Annotated in this window: 9 protein-coding genes; 7 read left to right on the top strand and 2 right to left on the bottom strand. The window is 45.8% G+C overall.

Features of this window, described 5'->3' with window-relative positions; all coding sequences use genetic code 11:
- Positions 1 to 37: 37 nt before the first annotated feature.
- On the bottom strand, positions 38 to 2,569 hold the full coding sequence (locus tag BK126_RS10695) for a pectate lyase family protein (RefSeq protein ID WP_076312668.1): 2,532 nt from the start codon (positions 2,567 to 2,569) through the stop codon (positions 38 to 40).
- A 253-nt stretch (positions 2,570 to 2,822) separates the two neighbouring features.
- Between BK126_RS10695 and BK126_RS10690 the strand changes: the two genes are divergently transcribed.
- The 4 genes from BK126_RS10690 (at position 2,823) to BK126_RS10675 (ending at position 6,879) form a co-directional block, all read left to right on the top strand.
- Positions 2,823 to 3,602, top strand: coding sequence for an AraC family transcriptional regulator (locus BK126_RS10690; RefSeq protein ID WP_076312667.1), 780 nt, complete (start codon positions 2,823 to 2,825; stop codon positions 3,600 to 3,602).
- Between the two features lie 186 nt (positions 3,603 to 3,788).
- Complete coding sequence (locus BK126_RS10685) at positions 3,789 to 4,142, top strand: hypothetical protein (RefSeq protein ID WP_076312666.1); 354 nt, start codon at positions 3,789 to 3,791, stop codon at positions 4,140 to 4,142.
- A 274-nt stretch (positions 4,143 to 4,416) separates the two neighbouring features.
- The gene (locus BK126_RS10680; protein WP_256702798.1) at positions 4,417 to 5,769 is read left to right on the top strand and encodes a cation:dicarboxylate symporter family transporter; all 1,353 of its coding nucleotides are present in this window, start codon (positions 4,417 to 4,419) and stop codon (positions 5,767 to 5,769) included.
- Between the two features lie 240 nt (positions 5,770 to 6,009).
- Positions 6,010 to 6,879 carry an SDR family oxidoreductase gene (locus tag BK126_RS10675; RefSeq protein WP_076312664.1) on the top strand — a complete coding sequence of 290 codons (870 nt, stop codon included), beginning with the start codon at positions 6,010 to 6,012 and terminating at the stop codon, positions 6,877 to 6,879.
- Between the two features lie 141 nt (positions 6,880 to 7,020).
- Here the strand turns inward: BK126_RS10675 and BK126_RS10670 are convergent, their stop codons facing one another.
- Positions 7,021 to 8,373 carry a lytic polysaccharide monooxygenase gene (locus tag BK126_RS10670; RefSeq protein ID WP_076312663.1) on the bottom strand — a complete coding sequence of 451 codons (1,353 nt, stop codon included), beginning with the start codon at positions 8,371 to 8,373 and terminating at the stop codon, positions 7,021 to 7,023.
- A gap of 295 nt (positions 8,374 to 8,668) precedes the next feature.
- On the opposite strand from BK126_RS10670, the gene BK126_RS10665 reads away from it, so the two are divergent.
- Genes BK126_RS10665 through BK126_RS10655 form a run of 3 tightly spaced genes read left to right on the top strand, consistent with a single transcriptional unit; the run spans position 8,669 to position 11,742 of the window.
- Positions 8,669 to 9,823, top strand: coding sequence for a type III polyketide synthase (locus BK126_RS10665; protein WP_076312662.1), 1,155 nt, complete (start codon positions 8,669 to 8,671; stop codon positions 9,821 to 9,823).
- Complete coding sequence (locus tag BK126_RS10660) at positions 9,810 to 10,523, top strand: SAM-dependent methyltransferase (protein WP_076312661.1); 714 nt, start codon at positions 9,810 to 9,812, stop codon at positions 10,521 to 10,523. Before BK126_RS10665 ends, BK126_RS10660 begins: the two co-directional genes overlap by 14 nt.
- Positions 10,524 to 10,560: 37 nt before the next feature.
- Positions 10,561 to 11,742 carry an NAD(P)/FAD-dependent oxidoreductase gene (locus tag BK126_RS10655; RefSeq protein ID WP_256702797.1) on the top strand — a complete coding sequence of 394 codons (1,182 nt, stop codon included), beginning with the start codon at positions 10,561 to 10,563 and terminating at the stop codon, positions 11,740 to 11,742.
- Positions 11,743 to 12,071: the final 329 nt, after the last annotated feature.

The following is a 12,071-nucleotide window of genomic DNA, read 5'->3' as shown; positions in this document are numbered from 1 at the left end:
GCATATAGGAACAAGAATTATATGATGGCTTCATCAACTAATTAGTTATAGGATCAAAGCCCTCGGTCAAGGAAAGATTAGAGAACTTTGCATAATTCAACTGTTCAATTTCATTAGCAACATCATTACTGTCAACCGCAAAGCCGACATAAACGGAGTCCGGCATGGCAACAGTCTTCTCCCCGATCTTACTCCAGTCGGTTCCGTTCGTAGAACCATAAGCATAGAAAGTGTCGCCCTTTCGGCCAAGCTTGAGCCAGTATCCCTGTGAGGCACCGCTCACTTTGAAAGGAATGTCGGCTAACAACTGGATGCCGGCAGATTCAGCTGCCGCTGGACTATCCAGCGTCTCAGTCAGCTCATCAAATGGGGCTCCCGCCTGATTTCTACCGGCCAGATAAGCTGACCAGCTGGTGTCCTTCGACAGCTTCACCCAAGATAGACCAAGTACGGCCGCCGGGCTGTCCATACGGAGATCCTCACGAATCATCAGTCCAGTAAAAGCGTGGTTATCGATTGAGCCGATGTCTTCCAGTTTTGCGGTAAGCTCCATATCGCCACTCATCTTCTTGTATACAAAATGGAAATCGTCCTTGGCAGCATCTCGCTCAGGTGAACGTTCACCGCTGCCTTCGCTTTTGCCTAGTTTACCGTTCCCTTTTACCGTCAGAACTCCTTCGGTTATACTACCCGAGCCTCTGAGATCTGGTGAGCCGATGTCCTTGGAAGACCAGCCTGCTTGATCAAGCGTCTGATCGCTCGTATTCACATGAATGCTGGCAGCTGTCGTTTGTGTCTCATGACCCTCTGAATCGGTCACTCTGGCAGAGATAAAGTAAGAAGCATCCTTCAGTCCCTTGATCGTGTACTGATACGTATTTCCTCTCTTCACAGCGTCTCCAAGATACTCAGATCCGTTGTATATTGCAACTTTCTCGATTTTATTCTTGAACTTGGAAGCAGCATTGACTTTAACCTGAATAGGTTCTCCGAGCTTAAATTGCTCATTATTAGAAGGTGCTTGGAGCTTCGCTTCAGGGTTCTCCGCAGCGTGCTCCATATCAACCAGGCTGTTTATATATAGCTCGAGCCAAGTATAGCCTGAACGCGTAACGGTCTTGTATGCATCCTCAACACCCCAGATTTTGTTCTTCTTCTCCCATTGGTCTTCAATTCCATTAAGGTTCGAATCATATCCATCCGAATGCTGATCTTCGATGACACCGAAGCTGCTAATATATCCACCAACCTCGTGCTCCGTATTGATATATCTTCCGAGACCTTGCTCTACTTCGGCTACAATCCGAGCATCGATGGCATCTCGGCGGGGATACGTTGCTCCGGCCTGACGAAGAATGGTACTCAGCAAATGTTCATTGGCATCGAATACGCCTTGGAGGACATGCTGGTCGAAGCCCTTGTTCGTTACGCCGTGATTAACCCCTGTGCTGTCCGCGGATAAATAAGGCTCGGCTGCAAATGTCGTTAACTGATCACCACTTGCGTCACCCGAGCTTTTTACATAAGCCGATGAACCATCCAGCCAGCCAGTGAGCTTACCGTTGATCCGGTTACCCGAAATATAAAAGCCGCCCAGCTTGCCGGACTCTCCTGCATCAATGACTCGATCGGATACATTATCCCTGGTGCCGGGACCTGCAATTTCAATATTGTTCATAAAGTTCGTGAAATTGAAGCCTCCACCGTATGTGCCATTGAAGCCCCAATTGTAGATTACATTGTTAGCAAATTGGACAACGGCCACATGATCCTTGTCTGCTTTACCAGCATATCCACCCCCGAGTCTGGGGTTTCTGGACGTATGACTCGTGTATAGATTGTGATGGAATGTCGTTTTGTCACCGCCCGCTATGCCGCCATAACCATGTCTCCCCTTGGAATGTCCAGATAGTGTCAAGCTTTCGGAGATGATCGACCACTGAACGGTCCCATTCTCACCCCGGTATAACGACAAGGTCTCATCTGTGTTCCAGCTGAAGGAGCAGTGGTCAATTATAAATTGTTTATTGTCCCTGCCCCAGAGTGCATCCATGGAATCACTGCCATTAAATACGTTGGTAGCACCGGGCCTAAAGGATAGGTAACGAATAATGATGTTTTCTGAATTGCTGATGTTCGTATCCCAGCCCGCAATCGTTATGCCGTTACCAGGGGCGGTTTGGCCTGCAATCGTCAAATTTTTAATATTGTTTAAACGCAAGGAGCTCTCAAGCTCAATCGTGCCGGAAACATGAAAGACAATGGTGCGTCCTTCTTGCGGCGTGGATAAGATACCGTACCGCAGAGAGCCTTCAATAGGCTCCTCATTTTCCTTATAATCTTCTAGGTTAGTCACGATGTATACATCTCCACCCCGGCCGCCTGTTGCATAAGCCCCGCCGCCTTCCGCACCCGGAAATGCAAGAACAGAGGCATCAGGAACAGGTTTCTTAGTGGCCTCAAGAGCCATGGCAGCAGAAGGGGCTTGGACACCCATAATTGAAAGCGCTACCGAAAAGCTCAACCCGATAGACATTAATCCTTTGAATCGCTTATGATTTGATTTCATATGCAAGTTGTCTCCCTTCGATTTGTTTAGTTAGATAGAAGGTTACGTATCCGCCATTCACTCCTCCTTATAGATCTTCCTTACAACTATATACTTTAAGGCTTTTGGTAAATATTTACCTGCCACTATTTTGCGCTTACGTGCCAAAAATTGATCTTTTCACTTGTACTTAGGAGGAAGCTCATATTATGTTTTTGTTAACGTGATATGTAAAATTTGCAGGTGCTTCTACACTGGGTCGGAGGGATCGTATATGAAGATTAAATATCAACAGCGTGACCAGCAGTTCCATTCATTTATATCCAGGAATAACACGTATCCGCTTCATTTGCACAAGAATGTCGAGATCGCCACAATTCTTTCGGGGAGCGTGCAGGCGAATATCAGCCGCGACACCTATTTGCTCACGACAGGGGACATACTCCTCATTTTTCCGAATCAGCCTCACAGCTATAAGACCATTGAGCACAGCGAAATGATGCTCATCTTCTTCGATGCTGCCTTTCCGGGGGATTATACAGGGGATCTGCTTCATTCTGCTCCGAGTCGTCCTATGATTAAGGAGAATGACCTGCTGAATAAATTCATGTGGACGCTATATCATCTCTATAAAGAACAGGGCGAGCAGCGCCTGCTGAAGGCCTACACCTCGGTCATACTAGGGCACGCTATGCCCCTTCTATCCTTGCGTAAAGTAGATTATTTGAAAGAAGTAGATGAAGTTCAGAAAATTTTAGCCTATATAGATCGTCACTTTTTGGAACCCCTTACATTGGATGTGCTAGAAAAAGAGCTTGCCATTAATAAATATCTTATTTCCCGAATCTTCTCAGAGCAGTTCCATGTCTCCTTCCGTGATTATATCAACGGTTTGCGTGCGGCGTTTGCTCACATGCTGCTAAGATCTACGACGGATGCCGTAACCGATATCGCCTTTGATTCAGGCTTCAACAGCCTGCGCTCTTTTTACCGTGTCTTCAAAAAGGAGTATGGGGTTACTCCTAATGAATTCCGGCGTCACGCAAACATGTGAGGTATATCACATGGGAGTGAATTAAATTAGATTAGAATGATATAGACAAAGACAATAAAGGTAAGGACTCAATTCGTAACCGAAAGTAAATCCATTCTTACATGAAAATCATTTGACCTCTTGAAATTCTTATAAAACCTAGTATAATACTCGGTAAAAGAGAGTAAAGGAGACACTGGATCAATCATGACAATACAACGGATGACGAATTCATTACAAATAGATGATTATTTGGATCTCCTAAATTATGCGATCCGAATTGATGACACAGAATGGCAGCAAGAAATTATAAATTTGATGAAGAATTATACAGAGCAGAAGAAGAATATGGATACACCGGTATTGCGAAATGAGTTATGGTTGCAATTCGACGCGCTGAATGACGAGCTGTTATCTTTGTTTAAGCAGTTAAGTCTGGAGAAGGATGAAGCGGAGAAAGCCAAAGTAACCGAACGGATATGGGAATTGAAATATGAACGGGTTATGATCTCCCAGAAGCTGGAGTCTATTGTAAATAGGAAGCATCATTCTTCTAAATAATAGGGAGATAGATTATGGAAAAGAGCCGGATTGCATTTGCGATCCGGCTCTTTTTAATGGAAATGACAGAATGATAGCGAAGGTAACGTGAATATCAAATAAAATAACAATTAATACCATTAATTATATTATATACTTGTATTTTTTGTGTAGCATGCCTAGTTTATTTTTGCTAAATAAGCATTTCTCCAAAATTATGTTAGATAAATTGACGTCATATATCGCCCGGCATATAGTTATAAAAAAATAACAGGATGGATATGGGGGCGTTATTGTGGAGGTTGCACAAACGATGGAGAGGAAGCCTTTTTACAAAGGATTGTTTTTTCAAATCATAGTGGCCATTGCACTGGGGATTGCGGTAGGTTATTTCTGGCCTTCCTTCGGAATAGCACTCAAGCCACTCGGTGACGGATTTATCAAATTAATTAAGATGATTATATCACCGCTTGTCTTCGTCGTCGTTGTGCTTGGCATCGCAAAGGTAGGTAACATCAAAACCGTCGGCAGAATTGGCGGAAAGGCCTTAATCTATTTTGAGGTGGTTACCACCATCGCACTCATCGTCGGTTTAGTGGCAGCAAACGTCATGAAGCCAGGACAAGGCATGAATGTGGACCCGGCCAGCCTGTCCGTTGACGCGGTTGGACAGGCCACGAACAATTCTGAGCTTCCAACAAAAACCGAGTTTATCATGAACATCATTCCTGAGAGTGTCGTGTCGGCATTCGCATCCAATGCCATGCTGCAGGTTCTGCTTGTCTCTTGCTTATTCGGTTTTGCACTCGTTCGGATCGGGGGCCGAACCTCTGATTTTCTGATTGATCTGCTGGATCATGTCAGCAAAGTTATTTTTCAAATTATGGGCTTCATCATGAAGCTGACCGTTATTGCAACCTTTGGAGCGATGGCTTATGCGGTAAGTCAATATGGAATGCAGACCCTGCTCTCATTCGGCAAGCTGTTTCTGGCCATGGCGGCTGCATGCTTCATTTTCCTGCTTGTTCTTGAAGTCATAATGCGGCTCTTTGTGGGCATTGGCTTGTGGGGAGTAATCAAACTGATTCGGGAGGAAATTATTTTCTCCTTCGCTACCGGTTCTACAGAAGCGGTGATGCCGCAGCTGATGACGAAGCTGGAGAAAGCAGGATGTGATCGATCCGTCGTAGGTTTGGTGGTACCCACAGGCTACTCTTTTAACCTTGACGGAGCCTCAATCTATTTGTCACTCGCACTCGTATTCTTGGCCCAAGCAACAGGAACAGATCTCGGCTTGTACGAACAGCTTGTGCTGCTTGCTGTGCTGCTTCTTACATCCAAGGGAATGGCAGGTATACCGGGCTCTGCGTTTGTTGCCCTGTCCGCAACGGCTGCAAGCACAGGCTTCATCCCCATCGCAGCTGTTGCACTAATGCTGGCTCCAGACCGGATTATGGGGAATTTCCGTACGACAATTAACTTGATAGGTTATGCCGTAGCGACGTTTGTCGTTGCCAGATGGGAAGGACTTTTCAATAAAAAGCAGGCTCTACTGGTGATGAAATCTGGATTGATTGCAGAAGAAGAGGTATCTCCTGCACCGACTGTCACGGATCTGCCTGCAGCTAGAAAATTGGAAGTAGAGTAAAGCCTAAAATATTTATCGCTGAGAGGCATAATCCGATAACCGCTGAAAAGGAATGATTAATTCCATTCAGCGGTTTTTTTGAATGATACATACTCTTGATTAAATCAGCTAAAGGTATCATGAAAATGATTGGATTTAACTACGACAGGTATTGTCATATTTCACATTTACAATAAGTAGGAAGGACTACAGAAGTCCTGATGTATAAGAAAAAAGAATAATAGAGGAGTGAAAGAATAAGTGACATCCTTAAAAGATAAAGTTGCAGTTGTAGCAGGTGCCACCCGCGGAGCAGGAAGGGCGATTGCCGTTCAGCTGGGAGCGGCCGGTGCCACAGTTTATTGTACGGGACGCAGTACTCGCCAGGATAAATCGGATATGAACCGAACGGAAACCATTGAAGAAACGGCAGAGCTGGTGACTGAGGCAGGAGGAATTGGAATTGCAGCCCAAGTCGATCACACAGATCCTGAGCAGGTGGAGCGGCTGTTTGAGCGAGTCGCCCGAGAAAGAGAAGGGCGGCTGGATATCCTCGTAAATGATGTGTGGGGAGGTGATCCGCTGACAGACTGGTCCAAATCGTTCTGGGAGCACTCGCTGGAGGATGGATTAACGATGCAGAAGCGGGCAGTCCATTCGCACATGATCACCAGCAAATTTGGAGCGCCGCTGATGGTAGCAAGGAAGCAAGGGTTAATCATAGAAATAACGGACGGTATTGATGATAAATATCGAGGTAATCTTTACTACAGCTTAGCCAAAGTATCGGTTATTCATCTGGCAAAGGCTATGGCCGAAGAACTGAAGCCGCATAACGTAACAGCGCTGGCACTTACCCCCGGTTTTTTGCGTTCAGAAGCTATGTTGGATTACTTCGGTGTAACCGAAGAGAACTGGAGAGATGCAGTGCGTACGGAGCCACATTTCATTGCTTCGGAAACACCTGATTATGTAGGCAAGGCAGCTGCGTGTCTCGCGGCAGATCCCAAGGTGCATGAGAAGAGTGGGCTTGCACTCAGCTCATGGGGATTGTCTGATGAGTATGGATTTACAGACAGGGATGGTAGCCGGCCTCACTGGGGCAGATATGCAATAGAACAAGGACTGTAATTATATACTCTGGATTAAAGCAGTTTAGGAGATTATAAAATGAATTGATAGAAAAAATATTAAAACAATAAAACAAACAAAGCTCCAGGAAAGCAGGAGCTTTGTTTGTTTTGTTAATCTTTTTAACTCACTGCATATGTGTTAATTCTCGATCCAAAGCGCTAAAGTGGTTGCGGGTTCCCATCCAGCCAAAGCCGTATGAGCTTGACGGCATTTGTACACTACTCCGTTGTAAGTTACAAGATCATTCACTTTATACGCTGTTCCTGGTGTCCATGCAGGTGCTGTCGTTGAAGGCGGCGCTGAAGTGGAGAGGGTTAGTGTATTGCTCGCAGGAGAGATGTTGCCTGCCGCATCCTTGGCTTTTACTGTAAAGGAATAGCTCGTATTGGCAGTAAGACCCGTGACATTATATTCCAAGGTAGTACCGGATACCGTAGCGACCAGTGTGGAGCCTCTGTAGATTTCATATCCCGTTACTGCTGTATTGTCAGTAGCTGCTGACCACATCAGGGAGACAGAGCTCGCAGTAACACCCATGGAATGCAGCCCGCTTGGAGCTGAAGGCGCAGACGTGTCTGGAGTACCCGCCCCGGAAGTTGTAATGCTTAATGCGTTGCTCGCAGCAGATACATTGCCCGCCGCATCCTTCGCCTTAACTGTAAAGGAGTAGCTTGTGTTGGCTGTAAGACCTGTAGCATTGTATGTCAGGGTTGAACCAGATACGGTAGCAACCAATGTGGAGCCTCTGTAAATTTCATATCCAGTGACACCAACATTGTCTGTAGATGCTGACCACATCAGGGAGACGGAGCTCGCAGTAACACCCATAGAGTGCAGTCCACTTGGTGCTGTAGGTGCAGTTGTATCCCCAGGGTTTCCTCCTCCGCCATTCAAGTTCGCATCAATGGTGTTATAAAATGCATTTCCTGTATCTGCGATTTCCCATACGGCAAGAATAAGATGGTAGCCGCTGCGGTCAGAAGGAATATTACAAGAATGCGTCACTGTGTAGTCAGGTCTTTTGCCACCGTCATTAATCGAACAGAACAATTCAATATCGGAACGTGCGAGCGCTTTGTTCTGATCCCAGCCCGGTTTAGTAATGTAGTACTTCCATTCAGTAGTCGCATGAGCGGCTGTAAGTGTCCACGTAAAAGTGTTTGGTCCTGTATTCATGTTGACTTTCGTCCAGCGAGTAGGAGACTGTTCATTCATTTGTGGGAAGATTCCAGCTCCTGAAATTTGTCCGTCGGCAGGTCCTGCTGCAGGGAAATTACCTTTTGCTTCTAAGGATTGGGGCTCATACTGTACGTTACCACAGTTTGTGTTCTGTTTAAGATGGCAGAGATAAGCCCGGCTTTGCGGAGCACTTATGTAACCATGAGCCGAGGCAATCTCTGCAACAATCAAGCATGTGATGAATGCCAATACGATTCCAAGCAGCAATCGAAAGTGGAATTTCTTTTTGCTTTGGACCAGAACATTTTCCATTTATAAATTTCCTCCTCAACATTTTTGGCGGGCGAATTCTGTTTTTCGCCTCCTATTTCTTATTTTAAAGATTCCAAATGAGTTGGTAAGGGTAAATAGTTTTAAAACAGGGGATAAAAATATAAAAAACATCACAGTGATGACCGTTTTATTAACATTTTATGTAACTAAAATTGGTTAAAAAGTACGTTGTCAACAGAAGATATGGAGTAGTGAAGGGCTTGTACAAAATTCTGAGTGTGGGGACTGACCTCTATCTACAGGCATATACGCAAATATTAGGAGGAAAATTTGGATGAACGATATGTTAAACTCACGTATTTCTATAATAGGACTTGGGACTGCACTTCCTACTCATGCTTTGTCACAGACAGATGCAGCCAAGCTAATGGAATCAACACTCGGCGAGAAGCCAGAGCTGGCTCGTTTCGCGAGAAGAATATTCAGATCCTGTGGTGTTGAGATGAGATATACATGTGAGCCCAGCTATACAGGGAACCCAGAGGACTGTGAGTATCTGCCTTACACTCAAGATCGAGAGGTTCCAACTACGGAAGAGCGCATGTATACATATAAAAAAGAAGCGGTCCCGCTTGGAATCCAGGCCGCGGAAAAAGCACTTAAAGATTCAAATACGGCACCTGAGGCAATTACGCATTTGGTTACCGTCAGTTGTACCGGACAATTCTTACCTGGGCTGGATGTGCTATTGATCAAGCATTTGGGCTTATCCCCACGGATGACACGTATTCCACTGATCTTCCAAGGATGTGCGGCAGGGCTGAGAGCTATCCAAGCAGCAAGGGATGTAGTACAAGGCGATCCAAGTGCGAAAGTACTCGTTGTGTGTGTGGAGCTGTGTACACTTCATTTTCAACCCGTGATGGAACGGGAAGCGCTGTTCGCCGCTTCATTCTTCGGAGATGGCGCTTCCTCATGTGTCGTGAGCATGGCTGAAGATCAGCATCAGCATTACTATCAGCTGGGTAAGGGCTACTCAGTTCTATTACCGGATTGTGCCGAGGATATGACCTGGGATGTGGGAAACACCGGCTTTGATCTGTATCTGTCTCCGCGAATTCCCAAGCTGCTCGGAACCCATCTAGCCGAAGAAATGGATTATCTGCTCGAAGGTGCACCACAGCCTGAATTATATGCTATTCATCCGGGTGGCAGAGGAATTGTGGATTCGGTTCAGGAAGTCCTCGGACTTCGTGACGATCAGACCAAATACAGCAGAGACATCCTGAAGAATTACGGCAACCTGTCTTCTGTGACCATTATGTTTGTGCTGGATGCGATGCGCAGCGAGCTGAGATCTCAGCGGCGTGAGACAGCAGAAGGTGTGGCGATGGCATTTGGCCCCGGGTTAACGGCTGAGCTTATGAGATTCACCTATGTTCCTTCGTACAGTTCTTCATCTGTAGAGGCAGATCATGTCTATCTTTAGGAAGCTGGATCGGAGAGCGAAGGAAGAGGAATTGATGGATGATTTCTCCTTGGGCGGAGCGGAGCTGACCGAAGCGCTCAAACATTTAAGGAGATTAAATAAAATCTTCGCGGCTCCAGGACCGACGAAATATGGAGTTGAGAAGCTGTGGAAGGAGATGGGCAGGCCGAGCAGCTTGTCAATTCTGGATGTTGGTGCAGGGTCGGGAGACGTAAACCGCAAGCTGCTTCGCTGGGCCGATGAACGCGGTGTCCAGCTGAGTATCACGCTTGTAGACATGACACCAGAAGCATGTGATGAAGCAAGGGCTCTATTCAAGGGAGAGAACAGAGTCACTGTCCTGCAGGCCGATGTATGTGACCTGCCGGATGCATCAGCAGATATCGTCACAGGCTCCCAGTTTGTACATCATTTTGACGGTGAGAAGCTCGTTGAGATCGTATCCCATATGCTGCGTGCGTCCAGATACGGGGTTGTGATCAATGATATTCACAGGCATACCGTTTCCTATACAGCAGTATGGATTACAACACGGATCATATCGAGAAATCGTTATATACGGCATGATGGACCGCTGTCCGTCGCAAAAGGATTCAAAGGCTCGGATTGGAAGGAGCTGCAAAAACGGCTTGATCATCAATCCATGACCTATAACTGGAAGCCCTTGTTCCGATATGCCGTAATTATCCCAAGACAGTAAGAGAGAGGCGCCAACAGAAGAAGGGAAGGTGAGGCATATGGACAACCAAAATGAATTACACATGGAACAACAAGTGGATATCATTGTCATAGGAGCAGGAATTGCGGGAAGCGCATGTGCTGTACAGCTTGCAGGTATGGGATATACCACGGTATTGTTAGACCGCAAAGCATTTCCAAGGCATAAAACATGCGGGGAGTTCATGTCACCGGAGACTTTAGAGATGCTGGCTTATGTGGGTGTTGATCCGTTCGCTTTTCAAGTGGAGCCCAGCGTGATGGACAGTGCAAAGATCATCATGCCAAATGGAGGCGAGATCGATTCAGCCCTTCCAGGCAAAGCCTGGGGAATCAGCCGATATGAGCTGGATATGATGCTGCATCAAAAAGCCATCGAGGCGGGTGCAAGCATCGTAACCAAAGCGATGGTGCTGGATATTGTACAGCTTGACGACCACAGCTATCGAGTATCCGTACGGCAAGGAAAGGATGTCGTCCACTATCATACCCGATCTGTTATCGGCGCCTATGGAACCCCTAGACCCAAGTTTGTTCAAGGTATGGAGATCGATGTCCCACTAGATTCGGAGGTTTATGTCGGCGTTAAATCTCATTATACTGGCATCAAGACAGAGCCGCGGGTGGAGCTGTATTTCTGTGAAGGCGGTTATGTTGGAATATCTCCTATCGAAGGAGGAGAGAAGGCGAATGTCGCTGCGCTGCTTCCACTAAAGACGGTTCAGCGTATTGGGAAGTCCGTATCCGATATATTACAGGCGGCAGCACAGGATAATGAGAAGCTGTCGGTCAGACTGAGCACAGGGGTCCCTGCCCCAGGATCGCAGGTATCCATTGCTCCGGTCAAATTATCTACGGTTCCCGAGCCGTGGTCAATCTTCCCTCATATAGGAGATGCGTTAATGGTGATTCCTCCATTATGTGGTGACGGCATGTCTATCGCGTTAAGATCATCTATCATCTGCTCGACTGTAACAGATCGATATTTAAGATCTGAGATTACCTATGATGAGTGGCAGAGCGAGTATACTTTGGAGGCGAACCATCATTTTGGCAAGCTGCTGAAACGGGCTAAACGTATCCAGAAGCTGGCTTTTGCCAAGACCAATCGTCTATATCCTGGGGCTGCAAAATTGTTCCCAAGTCTAGCTTCTTATCTTGTGAAGGCGACTCGTTTGACCGAGATGGGAATTCAACGATAAATTAAATCTTCATGAGCTGAACCCAGTTTGATTAATAAGCTGGGTTTTTTAATCGTGTCAACCATCAAATTTAAAAGCTATATTCAGAAAATACAACATATGAAAAATTCAAAGTAGATCATGTTTCTTAAATTATGCTGTTATAACATGCTTATAACTTCTGTTATGGCAGTTGGAGTGTTTAAATAGAGCTGATCCACGAATTATTTCTCGGGCAATCGCACAATTCTGTATTTTTCGACATGGATGAATTAAATTTCTCTAACTAGTAAGATAAAAAATATTAATCATTCAACTATTTAATTAAATGAGAATAAATGGTATTATAA

Origin of the sequence: Paenibacillus sp. FSL H7-0326, assembly GCF_001955535.1 — a bacterium.
Taxonomy (GTDB): domain Bacteria; phylum Bacillota; class Bacilli; order Paenibacillales; family Paenibacillaceae; genus Paenibacillus; species Paenibacillus shunpengii.
This window is presented reverse-complemented; position numbering and strand designations above follow the sequence as displayed.

Excerpts from the sequence above, each read along its gene's own strand:
- BK126_RS10665 (WP_076312662.1), top strand. The coding sequence starts at position 8,669 with ATGAACGATATGTTAAACTCACGTATTTCTATAATAGGACTTGGGACT.
- BK126_RS10660 (WP_076312661.1), top strand. The coding sequence starts at position 9,810 with ATGTCTATCTTTAGGAAGCTGGATCGGAGAGCGAAGGAAGAGGAATTG.
- BK126_RS10685 (WP_076312666.1), top strand. The coding sequence starts at position 3,789 with ATGACAATACAACGGATGACGAATTCATTACAAATAGATGATTATTTG.
- BK126_RS10695 (WP_076312668.1), bottom strand. The coding sequence starts at position 2,569 with ATGAAATCAAATCATAAGCGATTCAAAGGATTAATGTCTATCGGGTTG.
- BK126_RS10655 (WP_256702797.1), top strand. The coding sequence starts at position 10,561 with ATGGACAACCAAAATGAATTACACATGGAACAACAAGTGGATATCATT.
- BK126_RS10690 (WP_076312667.1), top strand. The coding sequence starts at position 2,823 with ATGAAGATTAAATATCAACAGCGTGACCAGCAGTTCCATTCATTTATA.
- BK126_RS10670 (WP_076312663.1), bottom strand. The coding sequence starts at position 8,373 with ATGGAAAATGTTCTGGTCCAAAGCAAAAAGAAATTCCACTTTCGATTG.